This window comes from Collinsella sp. CLA-AA-H167, assembly GCF_040095305.1.
GTDB lineage: Bacteria > Actinomycetota > Coriobacteriia > Coriobacteriales > Coriobacteriaceae > Collinsella.
Genome location: NZ_JBBNGA010000004.1, coordinates 53,449 through 77,411, shown reverse-complemented (window position 1 = coordinate 77,411; position 23,963 = coordinate 53,449). Strand labels below are relative to the sequence as shown.

Genomic DNA, 23,963 nt, shown 5'->3' with positions numbered 1-23,963 from the left:
GAGCAAGTAGTGTTTGTCGCAGGCGTTGCTATTTCGCGAATAGGTTCTTGAGGTTGAACTCGGCCTGTACCGTGCGGAGCATGAGGTCGGTGTCGTCCAGACCCAGATGCTGCTCGTTGGCGTCGGGCGCGAGGGTGCCGCGACGGCGTGCCCAGTTCTCGAGCGCGGCGGGGGCGGACTCGCGGGGGAGCGAGCGCACGTCGGCGTCCAGGCTGCGGCAGATCTGGCGCGAGTCGATGACGATGATCTTGCCGGCGCGGCGTGCCTCGGCGTAGCCGTCCAGGTGGATCTTGAACCAGCTGTCCTCAAAGGCGGCGTTGTGTGCCATGTACGGGTACTTCTTCATAAGCTTGAGCAGCTGCTTTTGCAGCTCTTTGTTCTCGCGGAACGGCTTTTTGCCGTCGATGTCGTCCCAGGTGATGTGGTGGATATTCGACAACGGCACATCCTCGCCGCGGTAGATGTCGGGCAGGCCGCAGTAGTGTGCCTCGGCGTCATGCGGGACGGCGTCGCTGGTGAGCTCCATGATCTCCCAGCCCACGTTGATGATATAGCCGCGCTCGGGTGCACGTCCGGTGGTCTCGATGTCGATACCGAGCACGGTGCCCTGGATGGGCTTGCGGGCGTAGGCCACGCCGAGCGCGTCGCGGTCGCCGCGGATTTCGCGCATAACGGACGCGGCGGTGCGCTTTTGCATCTTGCCGATGGCGGCGCAGGTGTCGGCATCGGACAGGCCGCGCGAGAGCGTCGCGGGCGTCACGTTGCGCAGACGCGCCTCGCCAATCTGGTCGCACAGGTCGCGGTTGCGGTCGGCCAGGTCGCGCACGGTGGCAAAGTCGAAGCCGGGGTCGCCCTCGGCGGTAAAGTACTCGGTCTCGAGCACCTTGAGGGCCTCCTCGCCCTTCTGGCGCTCGGACTCCATGGCGCCGTGGTCGCCGTAGATAAACATGGGGATAAACGGCTGGCGCTCGTATTCGAGTGCTTGCGATACGTTCATATGCTACTCCTTGGACGGGCCGCGTTGTGCGGCTCGAGGTTACTGAGTTATGGCGAGATGATAGTTTACCATAGGCAACTATTGGCACCGCGCCCGGGACAACTACAATACCCTAGTTGACCGCTAGGACTTTTACAATGCTGCCGAAAGACACGAAAGGTTCCATCCGTCATGGATTTACTGATTGATATTCTGCTCGACGCCGGCAAGGACACGCTGTCGCTGGTGCCGTTTTTGTTGGTGACGTATCTTGCTCTCGAGACACTTGAGCACGTTGCGGGCGACCGCGTCAACGGCGCTATCAAGCGCGCCGGCGCTGCGGGTCCCGTGGTTGGCTCGCTGCTGGGCATGGTGCCGCAGTGCGGATTTTCGGCCATGGCAGCAACGCTGTACGCCGGCCGTGTCGTGACCTTGGGCACGTTGGTGGCGGTGTTCCTTTCGACCTCCGATGAGATGCTGCCGCTGTTGCTTGCCGAGCAGGTTCCCGTGCAGACTATGGCGATGCTTTTGGCTTCGAAAGCGCTGATCGCACTGGTCACGGGTTTTATCGTGGACGCTGCCATTCGCGGCCTGCGCCGTAACGCCCGCGCGCACGCGGCGATTCGCCGTACCGTGCTGGGAACCGCAGCCAACCCGGCCCACGTGAACTGCGCGCACGACGACCACAGCGGCGGTGACATCATCGACGAGGTGGCCGAGGCGGGCGTGAGCGCCGACCACATCCACGAGCTGTGCGAGCGCGACCATTGCGGTTGTGATGAAGACGAGGACGAGCACGAACACGGACATGGCCACGATCACGGTCATGAGGGCGAACATGAACACCATGATGGTCACGGTCACTCTCACTCCCACGAAGGGACGCCTGTCCTGTCGATCATCCGCAGTGCGATCTCGCACACCGTGCAGGTCTCGGTATTCATTTTTCTGGTGACGCTGATTCTGGTCGCCGTGCTCGAGACGTTCGGCGAGTCCGCGATCGAGCAGTTCCTGCGCGGCAACGAGACACTCGCTGTCCTGGGTTCGGCGCTTGTCGGGCTGATTCCCAATTGCTCGGCGAGCGTGGTCATTACACAGCTGTATCTGGAAGGCGCGCTGCAACTGGCGCCGATGCTCGCCGGCACGCTCATTTCCGCCGGCGTGGGCTATCTGGTGCTGTTCCGCACCAACCGCAGCGCCCGCGAAAATGCCGTGTTCCTGATCATGATGTACGTCATCGGCGCTGGCTGGGGCCTCATCCTCTCCGCCGTTGGCCTCTAAGTAGGCCTAAAAAATGGGCTTCAAATAGCCATGCTCAGCGCCTGCGCAATGCGGCGACGCATGGCATTTTGAAGCCCGTTTTTTGTTGAGCCATGGATTCCGAGCGCTCACACCGCTCAAAACAAAAAGGTAGATTTTAGGCATGTCTCAAAAATCTACCTTGGTTAGTGCAGCAACTCGGTGAGGTTGCGTTTAAAGCGGGCGCGGTCTTCGCTGGTAAATGCTGCCGGACCGCGAGTGCGTCCGCCGGCGCGGCGTACCTTCTTTTCCTCGTGGCGAATAAACAGCTGCATGTCGATAGTCGCCTTGTCGTACACGCGCCCGCGCACACCGATGGCGGCGGCATCGCGCCCGAGCACCATGCTCGCCAAGCCAATGTCCTGCGTCACGACCACGTCGCCCGCCTGCAGGCGTTCGACAATGGCAAAGTCGGCGCTGTCGGCGCCCACGCTCACGTCGAGCGTCGTGACCCAAAAGCCGCGTCGCGCGTGCTCGGCATCGCGCGGGTCGTCGCGGCGAATGTGCCGTTCCAGGTTTTGCGTGCTGTTGCCGGCGATAACAACGGCGACGCCCGCCCGCCGCGCGCAGTCAATCGACTCGCGCGTGACCGGGCAGGCGTCGGCATCAATAAAGAGCGTCTTTGGCATCTAGCGCACCAGTTTGCCAAACTGAATGGCGCGAACAATGAGCGTCACGCCAAACACCAGCAGCGCGGCACCGCTAAAGATGACGAGCATCTTGGCCGACCACAGCGGATAGATAAACACGAACATGCCGGCGATGATGGAAAGTGCGCCGCTCAGGATAGCGAGGGCGCGGTTGGACGAAAGCTCGGACTCCAGAATGGACATGACACCTTCGACAATCCAGCCAAAGCCGGCCACGATAACCACCATCGTGGTGAGCGTCGCGGTCGAGAAGGCCTGGTTGCGCAGGATTATGACGCCGCCCAAGATAATGAGTAGGTTGGAGATGATGCTCGTCACGCGCCAGCCGGTGGGCAGCAGCGGCTCAAAAATGGCAGTGAATAGTCTGATGGCAGCAGTGATTACAAAGTAAAAACCCAGGACAGTCGTCAAAAAGACGAGGGACTTGGCAGGTGCAAAAAGCAGCGCGATACCAGCAATGAGTGCTAAGACGCCCGTGATGGCGTAGATCCAGCGTACGGCCTTGACGGCTTTGCCCGCCATGCTTTTCTCGTCAAATCCAAACTGGCTCGATTTTTGATCATCGTTCTTAAAGATGCCCATAAGTCTCCTTTCCGTGCGGCGTAAGCCTTGATCGTTACAACCAGTATCCCCTAAGGGCGCTGACGTATGGGTCGGGGAGGGCGAAACGTAACCCAAAGGCCCCGAATTGTTTCCGTTGTTCCCCACGTCGCGATTTTCTATTCAACAGGTGTAGAACATTGCAGCCCTGTTCGTTATTGCCTACGTTTTAGGTTAGATTTTCCTAAGGACAATTGGCTTGTATTGGGGGTCCCTATGAACGAAGCAGTTCCCGAGGCACCGTCGAGTGTCGAATCGATGGCAAAGCAAGGTTGCGAAAAGCTTGGCCTGGACACGTTTGACGCGCTGGTCCGCCGCGCCCGTACGTGCCGCCGTTTTGACGAGTCCATGCGCGTGCCGCGCGAGTTTTTGCTCGAGCTGGCGGAACTGGCGCACCTGGCTCCCTGCGGCGCCAATGCTCAGCGTCTGCGTTTTCATGTGGTGAGCGGTGCCGAGGATTGCGCGCGTGTATTTGATGAGCTTGCATGGGCCGGCGCGCTTAAGGATTGGTCGGGTCCTGCCGAGGGCGAGCGTCCGACCGGCTACATCGCGATTCTTGCCGAGCGCGCTGTTCCGGGTAAGCCCGCCGCGCCCATCACCGAGGTCGACACGGGCATTGCCGCGCAGACGATGATGCTCGCCGCTCGCAGCGCCACGCCCGAGGTGGCAGCCTGCATGTTCAAGGCCTTTACGCCCCACGCGATCGATGCTATGGGGCTCGATAACGACAAGTATGAGCTCAAGCTGATCATGGCTTTTGGCGTGCCGGCCGAGACGCAGATGATCGATGCGATCGATTCCAACCCCGACGGGTCAATTAATTACTGGCGTGACGATGCGCAGGTGCACCACGTACCCAAGCGCCCGCTCGCCGACGTGCTGGTGTAGCTGAGCGTCACCGCGGCGTGATCAGACGGTAAACCACCACAAAGGTGCCTGTCCCCTTTGTGGTGGTACGAGGGGAGAGCGTGTGGCAGATCTGTATTTGGTGCGGCATGGGCAGACTGAGCTCAATGTGCAGAGCATTTTGCAGGGCTGGCACGATTCGCCGCTTACGGCGCGCGGGCGCGAGCAGGCGCTGACGGCGCGTACGGCGTTTGCGGCGCGTGGCGTGGCCTTTGATCATGTGTATTCCTCGCCGTTGGGCCGGGCGCGGCATACGGCCGAGCTTATCGTTGGCGAGGGCCGTTCCATTGAGCTGGTCGATGACCTGCGTGAGTGGCATTTTGGCTCGCTGGAGGGCACATCAAATCGCGAGATGCCGCCGCAGCCCTGGGGCGATTATCCGGTGGCCTTTGGCGGCGAGTCGGAAGTGCAGCTTCAGTCGCGCATGGTCGCGGCGCTGTCCCGTATTATGGCCCGGCCGCAGCACGACTGCGTGCTGGCGGTTTCCCACGGCTCAGCCTGCCAGGAGTTTCTTGAGTATGTGACTGGCGGGGGAGAGCTACCCGACAACGGTGCCGTGCTTCATTTTGGCTATTGCGACGGGGCGTTTTCGCTCTTGGGTTGGTAACGAACGAAAGGACCCCTATGAATAAAGATCTGTATCTGGTCCGTCATGGACAGACGATATTCAACCTTAAGCGTATCATTCAGGGGTGGAGTGACTCGCCGCTTACGCAGTTGGGTTGCGACCAGGCGGCGCGCGCCGGCATGTTTTTACGTGCGCGCGGCATTGAGCCCGATCATGCCTACACCTCTACGCTTCATCGCACCGAGCAGACTATCGCCAACTTGTGGCCGGGCTTGGCGTACGAGCGCCTGGACGGCCTGCGTGAGTGGTTCTTTGGCGACTTTGAGGCCGAGCGCGTGATGCTTATGCCCGAGCGCCCGTGGCGCGACTTCTATCGGCAGTTTGGCGGCGAGGGCCAGATCCAGGTGCGCACGCGCATGGTGGCGACGCTGACCGATCTTATGCGGCGTCCGGACCATACGTGCGTGCTCGCGGTAAGTCATGGCTCAGCTATCAAGGAGTTTTTGGACCACGTGCGGGGCGCGGCGGCCGACGAGCGCGAACGCGTGCCGGGCAACTGCTCAGTGCTGCATTTTGCGTTTGACGATGCGGCCGATACGTTTGAACTGGTCGAAGTCTTTACGCAGGAAGACTACGCGCGCGAGCTGGGGCTAGAGCCGCTCGTGGCGGCGGCAGGTCCGCAGCGTGGATAACGCTGACGTTGCGGCCCGGTTTACCGGCGTAATTGTTTGATGCGAAAAGGGCGGAGGTGCATGCGTTTGCTGCATCTCCGCCCCTTGTTTGTTTGGATGCTGGGTTTTCCAGCTTAGCGTTTGAGTTCGCTAGAACCGTGAGACCTGGTGAGTGAGCAGACCCGTCGGAACCTGCGGCGCGCTGCCGCTGACCTGCGCGGCGGGGAACAGCACGGCTACAGCAAAGTTGAACGGCTCTTTGCCAGAGTAGGCGCCGGCAGCGCGGGCCTCGTCGGCCAGAATCTGCGATGCCCCAGCCAGTGCGGCGACATAGGCGGAGTCACCGGCGAACACCGGGTCGGGCGCCTGATCGAGCATGGCACGGATGGCGGCAACGGCGTCCTCGCGCTTGACCTCCCACACGCGATGTGTGACGCCCGCGGGATCGGTGACGGCGTAGAGCGATGCGCCCTCTTTGGCAGCGCTCAAAATGATATCCATGACGGGCGACGCCTCGTAGGCGAGCGACACGGGGCGCGGCTGCACCTTAAGCTCGGCGATCGCGCGCGCGGCGGCGAGTGCGTCGACGCTCTCGGCGGCAGCCTCGTCGCTACCCGTCAGTACGTTAACCGGGCAAATCGCCACGACACCCGTCGCGCGACCCGGCTCGCCCGAGCATTCGTACACGTAATACGCCGCGCCTGGATCCTTGAGCATTAGGCCGTCAGCAATGGCGCCGCGCAGGGCGTCGTTGCCGCTCAGGATACCGCCCATCGCAGGCAGCGCCTCGAGCACACGGTCCTGAGCCGGGCGGATGCAGGGAAACGGAAGTGCTTTCATGGGCGGTCCTAACGCGCGAGTCGGTTTGTTCGCGGCTTATTATGCCCCAACTTGGCCGCTTGCGTCCCAGAGCGTGTTATCGGCAAGCGCGATGAGCACGTTTTGGCAGCGAACGATATCGGCATGGGGCACATACTCGTCGGGCTTGTGTGCGAGCGCCAACGAGCCGGGGCCGTAGCTCATACAATTGCGGTTGCCTGTCTTGCCGGCAATGACGGCGGTATCGGTGTAGCCGGTAAAGAAGCCGACGGTCGTGTCCGCGTCCGTTACGTCATCGGCGGCACGCTTGAGCGCTGCTAGAAGGGGAGAGTTCGGGTCGCGCTCGATGGCGGGGCGGTCGCCCGTCACGGTGTAGCTGCCATGGCAACCGGGAACGGCGGCTTCGGCGACGGCGATGGCATGCTCGACCATATTGATTGCGGCGGCCGTATCGGTCGGCGGGGTCAGGCGCATGTCGACCCAGACTTTGGCGCGGTCGGGTACGACGTAGGGGCGATATCCGCCCTCGATTTGGCCAAACGTGATGGTCGAAGGCCCCAGCTCATCGTGCGCGGGCAGCGCCGCAAACGCGCGACGAAGCGAACACACGACCTCGGCCATGGCGGCGACGGCATCCGCGCCCTTCCAAGGCTGGCTCGCATGCGCCGTCACGCCAGCCATTTCAATCTCGAACCACGTACGCCCCTTGTGCGCCACCTGGATCTGTCCGTCGGTGGGCTCGGTGTCCAGCACCCATTCGCGCGAGCTGACCCAGCCAGCATCGATCGCGGCCTCTGAGCCGCGCATGAAGTCTTCCTCGTCGACCGAGCAGATGAGCGAAAAGCCGCGGCGTGGCAGCGCGCCATCCGCCGCCACGCGCTCGAGCGTATGGACCAGTGCGGCAATGGCGCAGGCCAGGCCACCCTTCATATCGCAGGCACCGCGGCCATAGAGTTTATCGTCGCGCACAACCGCCCCAAGCGGTTCGATGTCTGCGTCCCAGCCATCGCCCAAGGTGACGGTATCCATGTGGCAGATATAGATCAGCCGCGGCTCGTCGCTTTGGCCCGGCACGGTGACTTTAAGGTTGCGGCGCCCGGGCAGCACTTCGAGCTCCTCAATCTGCACGGCATCGAGCGCAGAACTATCAAGTTGTGCCAGCTGCTGCTCAATGAGCCTCTTAATGAAGCGCTCAATTTCATCCTCATACGCGCCCGGGTCTGAGCTGTCGATCCGCACAAGCTCCTGCGCAAGCCGCCAGGCAAAATCCTCATCAACCATATGCAACCTCACAATCAGTTTGCTTTCCAAACCGATTGTAAGCCTCCTGAGAGATCCGCGACGTGGGCGTGGCAGTATTTACCGTTCGCAGGCCGAGCCAGCGCGTTTGCCGTCCGGGCGGGTTCACAAGCGACGCAGCGGGTACGTACCCTTCATGGACGACATGCTGTGCGACATATCTGCCTTTCGGTATCACCGGATACCTCCACAGGTCTTGGCAATAATGCCGGACCTGCCCGATTCTGCGGACGATCCGCGCAGGGAGCACCTATGTGAGCATCCGCTCGTCACGCATTTCCTGGGCACCCCGTTACACGTGTTGGCGCAGGGCAGCTGCGGACGTAAGGGCGATCGCATTGTCAGGCATGTTTGGAACGGGGAGAGGCCGTTTGATTCCGTGCGGCAGACGGAGTTTGGCCTCGATGTTGCGTCCCCACTCTTTACCCTGCTGACCCTGGCTTCCTCGGTCTCAAACGAGCGTCTAATCATGTGCATGTATGAGATGTGCGGCACCTTTGCCGTGTGCAAGATTGCGCCTCAGGTAAAGTCGGCACTTGAGCAGGCATACGGGGGCCGGTGGGGTGACGCACGGTCGGGCTGGGAAAACGTAAAGGATGTCTCGGGGAATCCAACGGACTTGTGGAAACGACCTCCCTTGATCGAGCTCTCTGAGCTTACAGAGTTCGTCGATAAGGTCCGGGGGCTCCGCGGCGCTAAATCGTTCATACGAGCCGCGAAATGCATTACGGGGGTGGCAGCATCGCCGCTCGAGGTCCAGGCTTCGATGCTGTTTGGCCTTACGAGGTTGCGCGGCGGCGAAGGGCTGAGCCTTACCAATAACGTTGAGATTCGTATGACGCGCAGCGCCCGCCTGATTTCGGGGCTTGATAGGCGCTATGCCGATATCCTGCTGGCAAATAAGGACGGCAGCCGAGAGTGTCTGGTTGAATGCCAGGGTAAAGCCATTCACGGATCCATTGAATCCAAGATTTCGGACTCCGATCGAACGACGGCGCTGCAAGCGATGGGATATCCCGTCATTCTGATGACCTATGGTCAGCTGGCCGACTCCGATGCCTTCCGCGTGGTGATGGAGCTCATCATGTCCTATCTCGATGTGCCGCTGAAAGACAAGACGCCGCGACAGCAGGAGCTCGAACGGCGGCTTCGTGAGGAGATTTTTATCGATTGGGCAGGAATGTAGCCGCGCGGGTGGAAAACGGTCGCGCGGACTAGAGTTTTGGTCACAAAAAGACTTATATTTCGCCTTGGAGGGGCCTTAAAAATGCTATCTAGAATAAGTTGTTTCGGAAAATGGACAGTCAACTTACATTCGGCACATAGAGATCGATTTTTACCTACTAAAGTCCCTGATAAAGCTGTTTATCAAAGCGGGTGTGCTTAGCGACTTGAGCCTCACTATCGATTATCTGAAAAAACTTGTTATGGGTATCATTTTAAAGTCGTCCGGAGCAACAAAATCGGCCCCCGTTTCGTGAAAACGGGGGCCGAATGGGCTTCGTGGTCTGTCTGGCAGGATTGGCGCCGGCGCTATTTAATCACGCGCACACGATACATCGACGGAATATGCTTGAGTGCCTCGATCGTGCTGCCGTCCAGGTGCTCATCGGTGTCGAACATGGTGTAGGCGTTCTCGCCAGCGGACTCGTTGGTCATGCGCTGCACGTTGGCGTTGTCCTTGGCGAGAATGGCCGTGATCTGGCCGATCATGTTGGGCACGTTGGCATGCAGGCAGGCAATGCGGCTTGCGGCGCGCGCCTTGCCCATGCTGCAGGCGGGGTAGTTGACGCTGTGCGCGATGTTGCCGTTTTCCAGGTAATCCTTGAGCTCGCTGATGGCCATGTCGGCGCAGTTGGCCTCGGCCTCGCCGGTGCCGGCGCCCGAATGCGTGGTGATAAACGTGTTGGGCATCTTGACGGTCTTGGGCGTGGCAAAGTCGCAGCTAAACCAGCTGAGCTTGCCCTCGCGCAGGGCAGCGTCGACGGCGTCCTCGTCAATGATGGTTTCGCGCGCGTAGTTGATGAGCACGGCGTCGGGCGCCAGCAGGTCGATCTGCTCGGTGCTGATCATGCCGATGGTATCGGCCTTGCTGGGCACGTGCACGGTGAGGTAGTCGCAGCCGCGGCAGAGGTCCTCGAGCGTGCCCACGCGCTGCACCTCGCGACTCAGCACCCATGCGTGCTCGACGGAAATGAACGGGTCGTAGCCGTAGACGTCCATGCCCAGATCGACACAGGCGTTGGCGACCTTGGAGCCCACGTTGCCCAGGCCGATGACGCCGATGCGCTTGCCCTTGAGCTCGCGGCCCACAAAGGCCTTCTTGGCCTTTTCGGCATCGACCTGAATCTCGGGGTCGTCGGCGTTGTCACGCACCCAGTTCATCGATTGCACCACGCCGCGGCTCGAGAGCACCAACATGCCCAGGACGAGCTCCTTGACGGCGTTGCTGTTGGCGCCGGGGGAGTTAAAGACGACGACGCCCTTCTTGGCGTACTCCTCGACGGGGATGTTGTTGACGCCGGCGCCGCAGCGGGCGATGGCGCGGATGCCCTCGGGCAGCTCGTAGCCGTGCAGGTCGGTGGAGCGCATCAGAATGGCGTCGGCCTCCTCGGCGGTGCCCACAAACTCGTAGCCCTCGCCAAATTCGACTTTGCCGTCCTTGGTAATGTCGTCGATGGTTTTAATCTTGCGCATGAAAAACTCCTTAGCGGATTTGTTTATAACAAGTGGTTTGAAGTGGCTGGTCGGTCCGCGTGTTGCGGGCTAGTTAGATCGCGGGCTCAAACTATGCTGCGCTTCGAAGTCCTTCACGTACGTGGCCAGCGCCTGCACGTCCTCCATGGTGACGGCGTTGTACACGCTGGCGCGCATTCCGCCGACGAGGCGATGGCCCTTGACGTTTTGGATCTGGTGCTCTGCCGCGCCCGCAACAAAGGCCGCGTCGAGTTCGGCGTCGCCGGTACGGAACGTGACGTTGGCGATGGAGCGGCTGTTGGCCTGCGCGGTGCCATGGAACAGCTCGCTGTGCTCGAGCAGGTCGTAGAGCAGGTTGGCCTTGGCCCAGTTGCGCTCGGCCATGGCGGCAAGTCCGCCGGTCTGCTCAACCCAACGGAACACCTTGCCGCACACGTAGATGCCAAAGGTGTTGGGCGTGTTGAGCATGGAGCCCTTGGCGGCCTGGGTCTTAAGGTTCATGTACTGCGGCGTCTGCGCAAAGGCCGGGCCGTCGGCGATCAGGTCGTCGCGCACGATGACCACGGTCACGCCAGCGGCGCCGGCGTTTTTCTGAGCGCCGGCGTAGATGAGTCCGTAGCGCTCGACGTCGAGTGGCTGCGACAAAAAGCAGCTCGAAACATCGGCGACCAGCGGCACATCGCCGCAGTTAGGCAGCTCGCGGTACATGGTGCCAAAGATGGTGTTGTTCTGGCAGATGTAGACGTAGTCGAGCCCGTCGCCCGCAGCCTCGGCGGCAATACGCGCGTTGATGTCGGCCATGTCGGGGATGCGGTCGAAGTTGGTGTCTTCGGAGCTCGCGAGCAGCACGGCCTCGCCGTACTTGGCGGCCTCCTTGTACGCCTTGTTGGCAAAGTTGCCGGTCACGATGTAGCCGGCGCGCCCGCGGCGCATGAGGTTCATGGGGATGCCCGCAAACTGCAGCGTGGCGCCGCCCTGCAAAAACAGGACACGGTAATTGTCGGGGATGCTCAGCAGGCGGCGTAGGGTTGCCTCGGCGTCGTCGATGATCTGCTGGTACATGCTAGATCGATGGCTCATCTCGAGCACGGACATGCCGCAACCGCGGTAGTCCATCATCTCGTCGGCGATCTCGGCGAGCACGCTTGTGGGCAGTGCGGCCGGGCCAGCTGAGAAGTTGTGCACACGTGCCATCTTCTAGTTCCCCCTCGTAGTCGTTTGAACGTTCGGGATACTTTAGCACAGTGGAGCGCTCGGCGCGACCGCATCACGGTAAAACTCGAGTGCGCCGCTATGATTTACAGGATGGTTACATGGGGGAGGGCGGTCGCAAGGTCTATATCGCCGGGATATACCGTGACAGGTACTCTTTGAGCGCGGGGTCGCACACATAGAGATACGTTCCTAACATGCCGCGCGTCATGAGGACGTAGTAGGCGTTGACGATGATCTTTTGCAGATCATCGTCGCTTGCCTTTTTCTTGGCAACGGCATCTTTGAAGTTTGCCCTGTTAACGTTGACTGCATCTTTGTTCGAATCGTAGTAAATGTCGGGACCCAGAATTACGAATCCGTAGTTGAGGTCGTAGCCTTGTACCGTATGAATGCATCCGACTTCGTTGACGGCGTTGGCGGAGTTAACCCAATCCTTCTGGGTTGAGTTCCAGCGTTTGGGAATGCCCTCGATGACGATATCGAACGCATCTTTGTTATTCTTCGTTTCCCACTTCCACGCAAAGCCTGCCATCATGCGGGATAGACCAACTTCTTCTTCCTTGGTTTGCTGCAGAGAGCAGAAGTCCTCAAATCGGTCGACGATTCCAAACTGGTATCTGGGGATATCGCTGTCCGGATCCCCGGCTCGCGAATCGTAAGGCTCCTATGAAAAGAGTGCTTTGAACTTCATGCCGGCATGCATGTACGCTTTGTTATCAAGCAGGTCGTAGACAAAATCGAGGTACTCATCGCCGCCACGCACGCGCATTTGGGTACTCAAGTTGAATTCTTCGGTCTCGATGCCGGCTTCTTCGAGTTGGTTGAGTCGCTGCTCAAGGCCATCTCGGTTGAGTCCCGATGCGCGGACTTGCTGTTTGGGGTCAAAGAACAGGTACGCCTTGTCGCAGCATTTGAAAATCCAATCCACCTGGCTGCTCGTGCGCGGCAAGCTGAGTCGTTCACATGTGTTGTAGAAAGCTCCGATGCCGGCGCCGGCGGATAAGTAGTTTCCCAGTCGGTGCGCCTCGTCGACAAGCAAGACGTCATACCGATCGTTTTTTGTGACGTCGTTGGGGCTCAGGATATCGCCGGGCTTTAACCCGGGGAGGAAGTGCGTGAGTTTTTTGAGCGTCTTGCTCAGAGACTCCATGGGCGTCACGAAGCCGACCCGCAGACCGGAAAGGTTCGGCTCATTTTTGATTTTGAACATGAGACTGATGGCGAGGATTGTTTTGCCTGTTCCCGGCGCGCCGTTCACGACGGTTACGCGCTCTTTCTTGGGACCGCCGTGTTTAATGTCTTCATGCTCTTGCTCGAGCCGCCTGTAAATCGCCTCAATCGTTTCGTATTGATCGGGCGTGAGCGTTTTGAAGGGCGAGAATTTGAACAGGTCGGTATTCTCGAGCTCTTCGATGGGGTGGATCGCATAGTTCTCTTCGCGAAGCTTTGTCCAGAGGTCTCTGAACTTCTGGCGATACTGAGGTCGCTCAAAATAATCGAACTGGGCATAGCCATTGTTGGCGTTGGTTACCTGGTATTTTTCGTCAGCGCAGAACAGCTCGATAAGTCGATTCTCAAACTCAAATGTTGCTGACTGATTGAAGGTTGGATTGTCAATCAGGAGGGTCCGGTCGAAGTCTTTGTCCACGTTTGCGGCGTGTTGCTTCATGCGGCGTCGATAATTGGTCGTTTGACCGATGTACGCCGTTTTGTTTTTACTGTTGGTCAGAATATAGAGAACGGGCCAACTCTCGTCATGGTGGAATCCGGGCTTTGGCGTGCCAAAGTCCTGCAGCGATTCGCTTGCCTCGAAGGGTTGGGGGAGGGGAAGCGTGTATTGTCGAAGGGCGAACTCATTACTCATGGTGGGCCGCCTTTCTGTATTCGCTGGAGCTGGTGTCGACGGGATAGCGCTCGCCGTTGCGTTTGAGTTTGGACGAGAGCGCCTTTGGGAGGTCGATTCCGTTTAGATCGGCGAAACGTAGGAGAAAGAGGAGCGTGTCGGCAACTTCGTCTTCGATGGCTTGGCGCTGATCAGGGCTATCGAACATTTCTGCAATGCGCTTGTCGCTCATAAAGCGGAAAAGCTGAAGGAGTTCGGAGGACTCTGTCGCTATGCCGATGGCAAGTTCCTTTGGAGTGTGATATTTGCGCCAATCGCGCGCATCACAAAAATCTCTGACTTGTTCTGTCATGGCAGTGAGCTTGTCCATCATCCGTAACCTCCCTGATGTTCATTATTTTATTATGGCCGTATCTGGAGTTTATTGCACATCAGTTGGGACGTGCGGTTTGTCCGGCCGCGATTGCCCGGTAGGAGGATTCACCGTGAAGATTGAAGTTGATGTAGACCAGCTGCGCGAGGGCTTGCTCGACTACGCGGGGAGCGCGGCTGGCGTGGGCTTTCCCGCTGCCATGCTCGACGTGATGGATATCGAGGACGAGTCGCCCCAAGAGCTCCTAGCCCGAGCCGAACGCGAAGGCCTCGACCTCCGCGACTTCGCTGTGGGTGACAGCTAGTAGCTGAAGAGGGACGGGCTGCTAGGAAGCTAGCGTGGCGATGACGGCTTCGTCGCCGGCGTATATTAGGGTGTTGCCATCGGGGATGATGGTTTGGCCGTCGCGCTTGAGCATCACCACGATAAACGGGTGCTTGCCCTGCGGCACGTCGCGCAGGCGCTGACCGGCCAGGCGACCGTGGGGCGTCACGGTGACCTCGCGCAGCGTAACCTCGGCACGCTCTTCGAACGTTGGGGCTGCCATCACCAGAAGGTCGCCTTCCTCGATGACGGTATCGCCGTTGGGCAGTACCGGGTGTGCCCCGTCGCGCAGCACCAAGACCACGAGCATGTCCGTCGCGCTGCCAATATCGGCGAGCGAGCGCCCGGCAAACGGATGGCCAGCGCCCACCTTGAGCTTTACAAACGACATGCCGTCCTCGTCGTGGTAGTCGTTAAAGGTGCGGCGCACGTCGCCGGCCGCATCGATCATATCGAGTTTCTTCGCCACCGCCGGCAGTAGCGAACCCTGCACCACAATGCTCGATACGGCAATCACAAACACCAGGTCAAATAGGTCGTGTCCGCCGGGAACGCCGGCCACCACAGCAAAGAGGCTAAAGACGACCGAAGCCGCGCCGCGCAAGCCCGCCCAGCTTACGAGCGCAACCTGGCGAGGGCTCGTCTTAAAGGGCGCCAGCAGCAGACCGACGGCGATGGGGCGGCTCGCAAAGAGCATAAACGCCATGAGCGCCAGGCCGGGTAGCAGCATTTGCGGCAGGCGCGCGGGCGTGACGAGCAGGCCGAGCAAGAAGAAGATCGTCATCTCGGCCATCTCGGTAAGGGTGTCAAAGAAGTGCGCCATCTCGACCTTGCCGGTGATGTCGCTCGCGCCCAGCACAATGCCTGCCAGGTATACGGCCAAAAAGCCGTTGCCGCCCAGGTAGCTCGGCAGTGCGTAGGCGACGATCGCCACGGCGAACAAAAAGATAGTCTGCGCGCCCTCGGCCGTTGCGTGTGCGCGCTCAATCAGGCGGCTGGATATCCAGCCGATGGCAAGGCCCAGCCCCACGCCCAGGATGATCTGCTTGGCCAGCAGCACGGGAATGTCGATGTTGCCACCCGCCGCGAGGGTGGCGAGTACCGCGGTGAGCATGTAGGCGACGGGGTCGTTGGAGCCCGATTCGACCTCGAGCAGCGAGTCGGTGCCGCCCTTTAGCGACAGGTTGTGCTCGCGCAGCACGCTAAAGACGCTCGCCGCGTCGGTCGACGCCACGACCGAGCCCAGCAGCAGGCCGCCGATCCAGTCGAAGCCCAGTGCGAAGTGTGCGAACACGCCAGTGATGCCGGCGGTGGCGATAACGCCGAGCGTGCTCAGCAGCACAGCGGGCGCGGCGACGGGTTTGGCACGGTCGATGTTGGTGTTAAAGCCGCCGTAGAACATGATGAACAGCAGCGCCGTGCTGCAGACGGTTTCGGTGAGCGCGTAGTCGCTAAAGTCGATGTGCGCCGGACCGTTGACGCCGAGCAGCATGCCGAGCGCAATAAAGATGAGGAGGGTGGGGAAGGGGAGTTTTTTGCCGACGGGTTTGATGGTCAGGCACAAAATGATGACGAGGCCGATAAAGAGAAGTATCTGGTTCATGGATAGTGTCCGCTCCTGGGTGGTTGGCGTGGCACGGTCAGTTGTCTGCGGTTATTTGTACCCAAAGGTGGTGGGTTTATGGGGGCGGATTACGGGCGTGCGCGATATCGTCATAGATGGCTGCCGTCTTTGCCTCTGCTCGGAAACCCTTTCCAGCTTTATTGCAACGGAGTACAATGGGTAACGTTTAAGTTCAACTTGAAGTTTTAGTTGCGGCGCCGGGCTTAGACCGCAATGCAAGGAGAGGCGTACCATGGCGATCTATGTGACATCTGATGCTCACGGGCACGTGCGTGCGCTTGACGAGGCCCTGTCTAAGATCTCGTTGACGTCCGACGACACGCTGTACGTGCTGGGCGACATGATCGATCGCGGGCCCGATCCGGTCGGCGTTATTAAGCTCGTGCGCTCGCTGCCCAACGCCCACGTGCTCAAGGGCAATCACGAGCAGATCATGCTCGATGCCATCATTGGCCAGGACCCGCTCGATGCCGAGACCTGGGATATCAACGGTGGCTGGACGACGAGCGAGCAGCTCAACGACATGGAATTTGAGGCATACGAGGAGCTCGTGCGATGGATGGCCGCGCTGCCGCTCTACGCGGTGGCCGAGACCGAGGAGCGCCCGTACCTGCTGGTGCATGCCGGCATCCAGACCGAGGCGGCGCGCGCGTTTTTGCTTGAGCATGGTGTCGATTGCGGTGACGGCAGGGGAGCGGTCGATGCCGATAGCGAGCTGCTGCGGCAAATGCTCGCCGTGCAGTCGTCCGATGACCTGCTGTGGATTCGTCACGGCTATTGGGATGCGCCGACGGGACTGCTTTCTGCCGAGGGCGAGGGCCCGGTCGTGGTGAGCGGCCACACGCCCACGGTGTCGCTTGGGCGCTATTGCGAGGTTGGCGGCCTGGCGGGGCTCGATGAGGAGTCGGGCCGCGGGCAGATTGTGCGCCTGGGTGGCGAGGATACCGCCGGCGTGCCCGATCGCATCGACATCGACTGCGCCGCCGCCACCGGCTCCGAGTTCGGTCGCGTGGGCATCCTGCGGCTCGATGATGGGGCGGAGTTCTACGCGAACATCAACCCGGGCGAATAATCGGTGCAAGTGGTAGCTAATTTGGGACGGGGCTTTTTTGACTACTCTTGCCCTTCTGCCCGCTAATTGATTTCTCTGGGACGGGGATTAAATAATCATTTGGCTGCCCGCTGGCTAAGTGAGTAGACTTTTTTGGAAATGCCGAGCACCCAACATATTTGCCTCAATAAAACCGCAGGTCACAGACTTGTGCTCTGTCGGTGTGGTCAGGGATTCGGTAAAAATCTACTCACTTAGTTTTACGTAATGCATATTGTCTTCAACGAGACCCCAGCCGGGGCGATTCCATCGCAAATTCCGGTGACCGGGGCAGCTAATTAGGCGCCGTAGGGGTTGCGGTCGCGCTCGATGCGCTGGCGGATGTGGGCGTACTCGATTATCAGCAGCACCAGGAGTAGGGCCATGATGGCTAGGTAGCTCACCACGGCGCCCATCAGACCCAGCAGCTTAATCAGGATCACCGGCAGCACCACGCTTACGGCGAAGCAGATCAGGTAGATCTTGGTGACATCGCCGGCGTGGCGCAACACCGTGATGATGGCGTAGATAAAGTCGATTGCCGCGGTGACGCCGCCGGCGACAACCATTAGCAGTGCCAGCGTGCGGTAGCGCTCAAAGTTGAGGCCGTACATAAAGCTCATGATGGGGATGCCGGGGCCTGCCATAAATGCGGCGCACGCTCCGGTAATGACCACGATCAGTGCCATAACGGCAACAATAATCAAGTCAAAGCGGCGACGCTTGCGCGGATTCGCCCAAATGCTCGACAGACGTAGGAGCTGCGGTTTATAGATAAATCCAATGCTCAACAAAATAGCCTGCGCTGGAAAGAACAGTGCATTAAAGTACAGCTGGTATTTGTAGGCCAGTGTGCCTTCCATCACGAACTTGGGCATGCTCTCGATGAGGTTGAACAGGAACAGCGCACCAAAGAGCGGGGCGCACTGGATAAACAGGTGACCAGCCTCGCGCAGACTCATACGGCGTGATTTTTCGGTTTCGAGCAGGGCGAGCGGGGCGGTGACCAGCACGAGCGAGGCAATCGCGGCGATGCCCATGGCCATGGCGGCGATGGGCATGCTGCGCGTGAGGAACAGTGCCACGCTAAAGACCGCGATGACGCCGACGGATCGTAGCGTTTGGCTCATGCCGGCCAGGTAGAGTTTGTCGGCCTGCTGCAGGCGTCCCTCGTACACGTCGGCAATGCCGTCGATCACCTTATACAGGTAGACGCCCAGGCCGATTGTGGCCATCTGCGCATCGTAGCCGCGGGCGCTGCTGTATACCAGGCCGCATGCCAGCGCGAGCGCTCCGCAGATCCAGCGGTTGAGCTGGTAAGAGGCAAAGGACGTCTTTTCGTCGATGTCCGAGACCTGGAAATTGCGCACGCCGTAGTTGCACGCGATCATGATGAGCGTGCCGGTGACAAAGGCGATGGAGAATTTGCCAGCCTCCTCGGCGCCCACGAGCTGTGTGGACAAGATGGTGAGCAACGGAAACGCCATGCCCCATACGGCGGTGCCCAGGGTATTCCAAAGGTAGTCGCGACGGGTGGCGTGATCTTCGTACTCGGCTTCTTGCGTGGAGAAGCCGCCGCCGTAGACGGCTCCGAGCAGGCGGTTCCACCAGGCATTGACCATGCGGTGGATGGGGCCGGGCTGGCGATCGCGCTCGCGGCGACGGCGTGTGGCCTGGCTGCTGTCGGGACCGCCGGCGTTACGCTGGCTTAGCTCTTGGATTCGTGCGAGCTCCTCGGCGGTGTGCGATGCGGGGAACAGGCCGTTCTCGATGCGTCCGCCCTGCCCGTGCGCCCCGTCCGATACGGTGGGGTCGGCGACGCCATTGCGGCGGGCGATGGCGCGGCGAATGCTATCGATGGGCGTGATGCTCAAAGCGGAGTCCTTTCTATTGCTGCGCTCTAGTATAGACGCGACGGTGTTCGTTCGTGTTTTTGAACAGGTTGTTCGATAATTTCGGCGGCGCCATTCAGTAGCCGGCACTCGGGGACGTTCCTTATGTGCCGGCACTTTAGGAACGTCCCCGAGTGCCGGCATCCGGGGACGCTCCTTGGTTGTTGCCTGTTCAAGAGTGTCCCTAACGACTAGGCCGCTTGCCTGCGATTTTTGACCGTTGGGCGGGCGCTTCGCCGTTGCCGCAAAAACGTTTTTGCATATCGGGTACAACGGGCTTTACGTGAGTAAAGTGCGCGCCGCGTCCACGTGTCGCGCTTTTAAAGGAGGCCCCATGCCTGGTGTTACCCCTGCAGAAGTTCTGTCCAACTTTGGTATTGCGCTGGTCGAAGATCCCGCCGAGAATCAACCCCGTCTGCTGGTCGATCTACCCGCCGCGGAGCTCGTCGAGCACGCTATCCGCCGCGAAGAAGGCCGCATGGCATCCAACGGCGCGCTGGTGATCGAGACGGGGGAGCGTACCGGCCGTTCGCCCAACGACCGCTTTATCGTCGACACGCCCGACGTGCACGACAAGATCGCCTGGGGCGCCGTCAACCGCCCGCTTTCTGCCGAGAGCTACGAGGCCATCAAGGCCGGTATCGTCAACTACCTCAACGAGCGCGATGTGTTCGTCACTCGCGGTATGGCCGGTGCCGATCGCAACCATACGCGTCGCCTGCTTGTCGCCTGCGAGCGTGCCAGCCAAGCGCTCTTTATTAAGCAGATGCTCGCCCGCCCGCTTGCCCGTGAAATCGCACGCACCGGCGAGCCGGACTTCTGTGTGCTCGCCGCTCCCGGCTACCAGTGCGATCCCGCCATTAAGGGCCTCAACTCCAGCGCCGCCGTGGTCATCAACTTCCAGGAGCGCGTGATTTTGGTCGCGGGTACCGGCTACTCCGGCGAGATCAAAAAGTCCATCTTCAGCGTCATGAATTACCTGCTGCCCGTCGAGGACGACGTGCTGCCCATGCATTGCTCGGCCAGTATGGATCCCGTCACGCACGAGACCGCGGTGTTCTTTGGCCTGTCGGGCACCGGCAAGACCACGCTTTCGGCCAACCCCACGCGGCTGCTGATCGGCGACGACGAGCACGGTTGGTCCGACATGGGCATCTTCAACATCGAGGGTGGCTGCTACGCCAAATGCGAGGGCCTGGACGCGCTCCACGAGCCTGAGATCTTCAACGCCGTCCGCTTTGGCGCGATCTGCGAAAACGTGGTGCTCGACGAGAGCCGCAAGCCCAACTACGATGACGTCTCGGTCACGCACAACACGCGCGTGGCCTACCCTGTGGAGCACATTCCCAACGCGTGGACCAAGGGCATGGGCACCACTCCGAGCGTCGTGCTGTTTTTGACCTGCGACGCCTTTGGCGTGCTGCCGCCCATCTCGCGCCTGACGGCCGACGCCGCCATGTATCACTTTGTGACGGGCTTTACGGCCAAGATCCCCGGCACCGAGGTCGGCGTCACCGAGCCCACGCCCACGTTCTCTTCGCTGTTTGGCGAGCCGTTTATGCCGCTCGACCCCATGGTCTATGCCAAGATGCTCGGTGAGCGCATCGCCGACGGCCGCACGCGTGTGTACCTGGTCAACACCGGCTGGATTGGCGGCGGCTACGGCGTGGGCCATCGCATCGAGCTTGCCTACACGCGCGCCCTGGTGGCCCGCGCCCTCGACGGTACCATCGAGGACAGCGAATTCGTGCATGACGATATCTTTAACGTTGACATTCCCACCACGTGCCACGGCGTGCCCGACGGCATCCTGGTGCCGCGCCAGTACTGGCAGAGCACCGCGCGCTACGACGAGGCGGCGCACAACTTGGCCGTGATGTTCGAGGAGAACTTCGAGAAGAAGTACTCGCACCTGCCCGAGTCCGTGAAGGCCGCCGGTCCGCACGCTCAGGTGCACGCCGACGCCCGTCATCGCGGCCGCGGCCTGCTGGGACTCCGACACTAGCGTCGCCGCGAGTCCATATCCGCCACAAAGGGGACAGGCACCTTTGTGGCGGTTTTGCTTGGGCGAATGACTCGGGTTACAATACGCCTGACATATCGCCTCCTTCTCCGGATGGGGGCAGCGTAAGCGCTCTTGTGGCGGCACCGTAGGACTTTGAAGGTGGCCGTCGTAAGGGCGCTTTTTGTTTAGGCACCCGGGCTCGGGCGCATGCTATGAAGGGAGAGCACATGAAGAGTTTCGTTGCCGAGGATTCGTTTTGGGAGCTATTTCCGCAGGCGGCTGTCGGTGTTGTGGTCGTAAAGGGCATGAAGCCCGCGGCTCAGATTCCTCAAGAGGACGTTGATGCGATTGCCGCGTTGCTCGACCGCGCCAATATCGATGCGGAGCGTCACCTGACGAGTGATACCATCAGCGAGAATGCGCCGGTTAAGGCATGGCGCGAGGCATATCGCCTATTCAAGACCAAGAAGGGCGCGCGTTGCTCAATTGAGAACCTGCTCAAGCGCGTGCTCAAAGGAAAGCCGGTGGGCCACATTACGCCCGCGGTGGACATCTACAACACGGTGTCGCTGTCCTACGCGCTGCCCGTAGGCGGCGAGGATTTGCACGCGATTGAGGGAGACCTTTGCCTGAAGGTGACCGACGGTGGCGATTCATTTCTGCCGCTTGGCGAGGAGACAGATGACCCGACGCTGCCCGGCGAGCTCGCCTACATCGATGATGCGGGCGCCGTATGCCGCTGCTGGAACTGGCGCGATGGCGTTCGAACGGCGTTGTCCGATGATTCGGCCGATGCTTTCCTGGCGATTGAGTGCGTGGAGCCCGAGCGGATGGGGGATTGCCAGGCCGCGATCGATCGCTTAGCCGAGCTGCTCGAGCGCTATCTGGGAGCGACGGTTGTCGTTAAAACGCTTGTGACCCGCGACAATCCTTGCGTGGGGCTGTAGCGAAGTCTGCGGATCAAACTCGATGCCCCAAACCACCACAAAGGTGCCTGTCCCCTTTGTGGTGGTTTTTATGTTGATGGGTTAACAAATGGGATATTTGGGTATGGGTGTTGCCTCGTGCGGCTAAGATGTTTACCCGTTAGCATCATGTAAGCGAAAGGCGGTCGTCTCCCATGCAGCAGAACGACGAGACACGTTTCGAGGACTTTGTCGGACTGATCAGCGGGCTCTACAAGGAGATCCAGCGCATTAAGACATCCGAGGGCGCAAGGCTGGGCCTCAAGGGCTCCGACGTTATGTGCCTGTACTATCTTGAGCGCAGCAAGGACGGCCTGACTGGCGCTGACCTGGCTCGCATGGCAGGCGTGACCCGTGCCGCCGTCTCGCGCACGCTCGCGCATCTGGAGGAGGGCGGCTACGTCGAGGTCGACGACTCGGGTGATGCGGCCGTTAAGTATCGTGCCCCGGTGCGCCTGACCGCTCTGGGCGGCGAGAGCATGAGCGAGGCGGACCGCATCATTCGCGAGGTGCTCGACACCACCGGTAAGGCTATGGGTGTGGAGCAGCGCGAGCAGATGTATGCGTCGCTGCGTACGATTCTCAACACCCTGCGTGAGATCTAAGGCCGCCAAGGCATTTGCTTCCCATTAAAAACTGCATAGTCCCGTTTGGGCGCGTATGCCGTGCCGGGGCATTGCTGTCAAAATTCCCCGCGCGGGACCTGCGCAAGAAAGGATTCGTTATGTCCGTCCGCATTATTACCGATTCCGCAAGCGATATGTCGCCGGCGGAGCACCCCGCTCTGCGTGTTCTGCCGCTGTCCGTCACCTTTGGCACCGATGTGTATATGGATGGCGTCGACATCGATCACCAGCGCTTTTACGAGATGCTTGTGGAGCGCGATGAGCTGCCCAAGACCGGTCAGGTCAACCCGTACGCCTTTTCGCAGGCGATTGCCGAAGCGCGTGAGGCCGGCGATGAGGCCGTGATTATTACCGTGGGCGCCAAGCTCTCGGGCACCAACCAGAGTGCTCGTACGGCACTTGCCGAGGCGCCGGGCGGCGACATGTTCGTCGTGGACAGCAATAACGTGACCTTGGGCGAGCGCGTGCTGGTCGAGTATGCGCTGCGCCTGGTGGACGAGGGCCAGGGCGCGGCTCAGGTTGCGGCGGCTGTCGAGGCCGTGCGCGACCGCGTGGTCGTCATCGGCCTGCTCGAGACGCTGGAGTACCTGGTGCGCGGCGGTCGCCTGTCTGCTGCGGCCGGTGCCGTGGGTACGCTGCTCAACGTAAAGCCCGTGGTGGCTGCCGAGGACGGTCTGATCGTGCAGCTGGGCAAGGCGCGCGGTTCCAAGAACGGACGTAACCTGCTCAACCAGAAGGTCGAAAAGGCGGGCGGCATCGACTTTTCCATGCCGCTGGCGCTCGGCTATACGGGCCTTTCGGATGCGGTGCTCAAGAAGTATATCGAGGACAGCGCGGCACTGTGGGCTGGCCACACCGAGGGCGAACTGCCCGTTCACACCATCGGCGCCACCATCGGCACCCATGTAGGCCCCGGCGCCGTAGCCGTAGCCTTCTTCCAGCCCGTTAACTAGCCCACCTGCCAAAACCACCACAAAGGGGACAGGCACCTTTGTGGTGGTTTATGCTATTCCGGGTGGAAGGGAGCGAGCAATGGCGTCTGAGGGCTTTTTTGAGCGGGTGTACGAGGTGGTCGAGCAGATTCCCGAGGGGATGGTCGCCACGTATGGTCAGGTGGCGCTGCTTGCTGGACGTCCACGAAGTGCGCGGTACGTGGGGTATGCCCTGCATGGCAATCCGCGCCCCGGCGAGATTCCCTGTCACCGCGTGGTGTTTGCCGATGGCCGCATATGCGATGGTTTTGCTTTTGGCGGTCCCGATGCTCAACGTGAGCTTTTGCTAGGGGAGGGTGTGGCGTTTAAGGACGACATGCACGTCGACTTGGCCGCCTGTCGCTGGCCTGCAGGGCTCTAGCGGCTCTGCCGTGGCTTAAACCACCACAAAGGTGCCTATCCCCTTTGTGGTGGTTTTGGCAGGTTTACCGAGGTTAACTTATGGAGAAGGTATGGCGGCGCGGTTTGTCGCAGCAAAGTAAACCACGGTGAACTATATTGTTTTCAGCAACGGAGCAGGCAATAGGCG

22 protein-coding genes and 1 pseudogene are annotated in these 23,963 nt (G+C 60.5%); 12 read left to right on the top strand and 11 right to left on the bottom strand.

From position 1 onward, the window contains the following. Positions 1–28: 28 nt before the first annotated feature. Positions 29–997 carry a hypothetical protein gene (locus tag AAAT03_RS04045; RefSeq protein ID WP_055252061.1) on the bottom strand — a complete coding sequence of 323 codons (969 nt, stop codon included), beginning with the start codon at positions 995–997 and terminating at the stop codon, positions 29–31. A gap of 171 nt (positions 998–1,168) precedes the next feature. On the opposite strand from AAAT03_RS04045, the gene AAAT03_RS04040 reads away from it, so the two are divergent. Then, complete coding sequence (locus AAAT03_RS04040) at positions 1,169–2,257, top strand: putative manganese transporter (RefSeq protein WP_055252059.1); 1,089 nt, start codon at positions 1,169–1,171, stop codon at positions 2,255–2,257. Positions 2,258–2,421: 164 nt separating this feature from the next. Here the strand turns inward: AAAT03_RS04040 and AAAT03_RS04035 are convergent, their stop codons facing one another. Together AAAT03_RS04035 and AAAT03_RS04030 are read right to left on the bottom strand one after the other, a co-directional pair. Continuing rightward, positions 2,422–2,904 carry a DUF188 domain-containing protein gene (locus tag AAAT03_RS04035; RefSeq protein ID WP_117563982.1) on the bottom strand — a complete coding sequence of 161 codons (483 nt, stop codon included), beginning with the start codon at positions 2,902–2,904 and terminating at the stop codon, positions 2,422–2,424. After that, positions 2,905–3,507, bottom strand: coding sequence for a DUF308 domain-containing protein (locus tag AAAT03_RS04030; protein ID WP_117773002.1), 603 nt, complete (start codon positions 3,505–3,507; stop codon positions 2,905–2,907). Positions 3,508–3,741: 234 nt separating this feature from the next. Between AAAT03_RS04030 and AAAT03_RS04025 the strand changes: the two genes are divergently transcribed. The 3 genes from AAAT03_RS04025 to AAAT03_RS04015 all read left to right on the top strand — a co-directional run bounded on the left by AAAT03_RS04025 (position 3,742) and on the right by AAAT03_RS04015 (position 5,691). After that, positions 3,742–4,413, top strand: a complete 672-nt coding sequence (locus AAAT03_RS04025; RefSeq protein WP_158563751.1) for a nitroreductase family protein — start codon at positions 3,742–3,744, stop codon at positions 4,411–4,413. A gap of 82 nt (positions 4,414–4,495) precedes the next feature. Further along, positions 4,496–5,038 carry a histidine phosphatase family protein gene (locus tag AAAT03_RS04020; RefSeq protein ID WP_055252053.1) on the top strand — a complete coding sequence of 181 codons (543 nt, stop codon included), beginning with the start codon at positions 4,496–4,498 and terminating at the stop codon, positions 5,036–5,038. Positions 5,039–5,055: 17 nt separating this feature from the next. Then, on the top strand, positions 5,056–5,691 hold the full coding sequence (locus AAAT03_RS04015; protein WP_117772998.1) for a histidine phosphatase family protein: 636 nt from the start codon (positions 5,056–5,058) through the stop codon (positions 5,689–5,691). 129 nt (positions 5,692–5,820) lie between these two features. On the opposite strand, the gene AAAT03_RS04010 is transcribed toward AAAT03_RS04015, so the two are convergent. Next, a complete protein-coding gene (locus AAAT03_RS04010; RefSeq protein WP_117563978.1) occupies positions 5,821–6,510 on the bottom strand; it encodes a DUF1015 family protein in 690 nt (229 codons plus the stop codon). 39 nt (positions 6,511–6,549) lie between these two features. Further along, complete coding sequence (locus AAAT03_RS04005; RefSeq protein WP_117772996.1) at positions 6,550–7,770, bottom strand: M20 family metallopeptidase; 1,221 nt, start codon at positions 7,768–7,770, stop codon at positions 6,550–6,552. A gap of 223 nt (positions 7,771–7,993) precedes the next feature. Between AAAT03_RS04005 and AAAT03_RS04000 the strand changes: the two genes are divergently transcribed. Next, complete coding sequence (locus AAAT03_RS04000; RefSeq protein ID WP_147335433.1) at positions 7,994–8,974, top strand: hypothetical protein; 981 nt, start codon at positions 7,994–7,996, stop codon at positions 8,972–8,974. Positions 8,975–9,321: 347 nt separating this feature from the next. Here the strand turns inward: AAAT03_RS04000 and AAAT03_RS03995 are convergent, their stop codons facing one another. The 4 genes and pseudogenes from AAAT03_RS03995 to AAAT03_RS03980 form a co-directional block, all read right to left on the bottom strand. Continuing rightward, positions 9,322–10,485: a phosphoglycerate dehydrogenase gene (locus AAAT03_RS03995; protein ID WP_117735908.1), complete on the bottom strand. Its 1,164-nt coding sequence runs from the start codon at positions 10,483–10,485 to the stop codon at positions 9,322–9,324. Positions 10,486–10,554: 69 nt separating this feature from the next. After that, positions 10,555–11,679 (bottom strand): 3-phosphoserine/phosphohydroxythreonine transaminase, encoded by a 1,125-nt coding sequence (gene serC, locus AAAT03_RS03990; RefSeq protein ID WP_117772992.1) that lies wholly within the window; start codon positions 11,677–11,679, stop codon positions 10,555–10,557. Positions 11,680–11,821: 142 nt separating this feature from the next. Beyond that, positions 11,822–13,564 (bottom strand): annotated as a pseudogene (locus AAAT03_RS03985) (DNA/RNA helicase domain-containing protein). Further along, the gene (locus AAAT03_RS03980) at positions 13,557–13,913 is read right to left on the bottom strand and encodes a nucleotide pyrophosphohydrolase (protein WP_197032115.1); all 357 of its coding nucleotides are present in this window, start codon (positions 13,911–13,913) and stop codon (positions 13,557–13,559) included. Before AAAT03_RS03980 ends, AAAT03_RS03985 begins: the two are co-directional and overlap by 8 nt. 115 nt (positions 13,914–14,028) lie before the next feature. Here AAAT03_RS03980 and AAAT03_RS03975 point away from each other — a divergent pair, with 115 nt between their 5' ends. After that, positions 14,029–14,220 carry a hypothetical protein gene (locus tag AAAT03_RS03975; protein ID WP_117563971.1) on the top strand — a complete coding sequence of 64 codons (192 nt, stop codon included), beginning with the start codon at positions 14,029–14,031 and terminating at the stop codon, positions 14,218–14,220. A 21-nt stretch (positions 14,221–14,241) separates the two neighbouring features. Here the strand turns inward: AAAT03_RS03975 and AAAT03_RS03970 are convergent, their stop codons facing one another. Next, on the bottom strand, positions 14,242–15,843 hold the full coding sequence (locus AAAT03_RS03970; protein ID WP_117563970.1) for a potassium/proton antiporter: 1,602 nt from the start codon (positions 15,841–15,843) through the stop codon (positions 14,242–14,244). A 253-nt stretch (positions 15,844–16,096) separates the two neighbouring features. On the opposite strand from AAAT03_RS03970, the gene AAAT03_RS03965 reads away from it, so the two are divergent. Beyond that, positions 16,097–16,936, top strand: coding sequence for a metallophosphoesterase family protein (locus AAAT03_RS03965; protein WP_055252016.1), 840 nt, complete (start codon positions 16,097–16,099; stop codon positions 16,934–16,936). 317 nt (positions 16,937–17,253) lie between these two features. On the opposite strand, the gene AAAT03_RS03960 is transcribed toward AAAT03_RS03965, so the two are convergent. After that, positions 17,254–18,828: a lipopolysaccharide biosynthesis protein gene (locus tag AAAT03_RS03960; protein WP_349102645.1), complete on the bottom strand. Its 1,575-nt coding sequence runs from the start codon at positions 18,826–18,828 to the stop codon at positions 17,254–17,256. A gap of 352 nt (positions 18,829–19,180) precedes the next feature. Here AAAT03_RS03960 and pckA point away from each other — a divergent pair, with 352 nt between their 5' ends. The 5 genes from pckA to AAAT03_RS03935 all read left to right on the top strand — a co-directional run bounded on the left by pckA (position 19,181) and on the right by AAAT03_RS03935 (position 23,795). Beyond that, entirely contained in the window at positions 19,181–20,851 is a 1,671-nt protein-coding gene (gene pckA, locus AAAT03_RS03955; RefSeq protein WP_349102644.1) for a phosphoenolpyruvate carboxykinase (ATP), read from the top strand. A gap of 227 nt (positions 20,852–21,078) precedes the next feature. Then, on the top strand, positions 21,079–21,798 hold the full coding sequence (locus tag AAAT03_RS03950; protein WP_117641034.1) for a phenylalanine--tRNA ligase beta subunit-related protein: 720 nt from the start codon (positions 21,079–21,081) through the stop codon (positions 21,796–21,798). A 173-nt stretch (positions 21,799–21,971) separates the two neighbouring features. Then, complete coding sequence (locus AAAT03_RS03945; protein WP_022093866.1) at positions 21,972–22,421, top strand: MarR family transcriptional regulator; 450 nt, start codon at positions 21,972–21,974, stop codon at positions 22,419–22,421. 119 nt (positions 22,422–22,540) lie between these two features. Further along, positions 22,541–23,395: a DegV family protein gene (locus AAAT03_RS03940; protein ID WP_117641033.1), complete on the top strand. Its 855-nt coding sequence runs from the start codon at positions 22,541–22,543 to the stop codon at positions 23,393–23,395. 79 nt (positions 23,396–23,474) lie between these two features. Continuing rightward, positions 23,475–23,795 (top strand): MGMT family protein, encoded by a 321-nt coding sequence (locus AAAT03_RS03935; protein WP_089572047.1) that lies wholly within the window; start codon positions 23,475–23,477, stop codon positions 23,793–23,795. Positions 23,796–23,963: the final 168 nt, after the last annotated feature.

What these genes read in the sequence shown, in the direction of transcription:
- AAAT03_RS04030 (WP_117773002.1), bottom strand. Translation starts at nt 3,507, where the DNA reads ATGGGCATCTTTAAGAACGATGATCAAAAATCGAGCCAGTTTGGATTT.
- AAAT03_RS04015 (WP_117772998.1), top strand. Translation starts at nt 5,056, where the DNA reads ATGAATAAAGATCTGTATCTGGTCCGTCATGGACAGACGATATTCAAC.
- AAAT03_RS04025 (WP_158563751.1), top strand. Translation starts at nt 3,742, where the DNA reads ATGAACGAAGCAGTTCCCGAGGCACCGTCGAGTGTCGAATCGATGGCA.
- serC (WP_117772992.1), bottom strand. Translation starts at nt 11,679, where the DNA reads ATGGCACGTGTGCACAACTTCTCAGCTGGCCCGGCCGCACTGCCCACA.
- AAAT03_RS03970 (WP_117563970.1), bottom strand. Translation starts at nt 15,843, where the DNA reads ATGAACCAGATACTTCTCTTTATCGGCCTCGTCATCATTTTGTGCCTG.
- AAAT03_RS03965 (WP_055252016.1), top strand. Translation starts at nt 16,097, where the DNA reads ATGGCGATCTATGTGACATCTGATGCTCACGGGCACGTGCGTGCGCTT.
- AAAT03_RS04035 (WP_117563982.1), bottom strand. Translation starts at nt 2,904, where the DNA reads ATGCCAAAGACGCTCTTTATTGATGCCGACGCCTGCCCGGTCACGCGC.
- AAAT03_RS03935 (WP_089572047.1), top strand. Translation starts at nt 23,475, where the DNA reads ATGGCGTCTGAGGGCTTTTTTGAGCGGGTGTACGAGGTGGTCGAGCAG.
- AAAT03_RS03995 (WP_117735908.1), bottom strand. Translation starts at nt 10,485, where the DNA reads ATGCGCAAGATTAAAACCATCGACGACATTACCAAGGACGGCAAAGTC.
- AAAT03_RS04000 (WP_147335433.1), top strand. Translation starts at nt 7,994, where the DNA reads ATGCCGGACCTGCCCGATTCTGCGGACGATCCGCGCAGGGAGCACCTA.
- pckA (WP_349102644.1), top strand. Translation starts at nt 19,181, where the DNA reads ATGCCTGGTGTTACCCCTGCAGAAGTTCTGTCCAACTTTGGTATTGCG.
- AAAT03_RS04010 (WP_117563978.1), bottom strand. Translation starts at nt 6,510, where the DNA reads ATGAAAGCACTTCCGTTTCCCTGCATCCGCCCGGCTCAGGACCGTGTG.
- AAAT03_RS04005 (WP_117772996.1), bottom strand. Translation starts at nt 7,770, where the DNA reads ATGGTTGATGAGGATTTTGCCTGGCGGCTTGCGCAGGAGCTTGTGCGG.
- AAAT03_RS03945 (WP_022093866.1), top strand. Translation starts at nt 21,972, where the DNA reads ATGCAGCAGAACGACGAGACACGTTTCGAGGACTTTGTCGGACTGATC.
- AAAT03_RS03940 (WP_117641033.1), top strand. Translation starts at nt 22,541, where the DNA reads ATGTCCGTCCGCATTATTACCGATTCCGCAAGCGATATGTCGCCGGCG.
- AAAT03_RS04040 (WP_055252059.1), top strand. Translation starts at nt 1,169, where the DNA reads ATGGATTTACTGATTGATATTCTGCTCGACGCCGGCAAGGACACGCTG.
- AAAT03_RS03980 (WP_197032115.1), bottom strand. Translation starts at nt 13,913, where the DNA reads ATGGACAAGCTCACTGCCATGACAGAACAAGTCAGAGATTTTTGTGAT.
- AAAT03_RS04045 (WP_055252061.1), bottom strand. Translation starts at nt 997, where the DNA reads ATGAACGTATCGCAAGCACTCGAATACGAGCGCCAGCCGTTTATCCCC.
- AAAT03_RS03950 (WP_117641034.1), top strand. Translation starts at nt 21,079, where the DNA reads ATGAAGAGTTTCGTTGCCGAGGATTCGTTTTGGGAGCTATTTCCGCAG.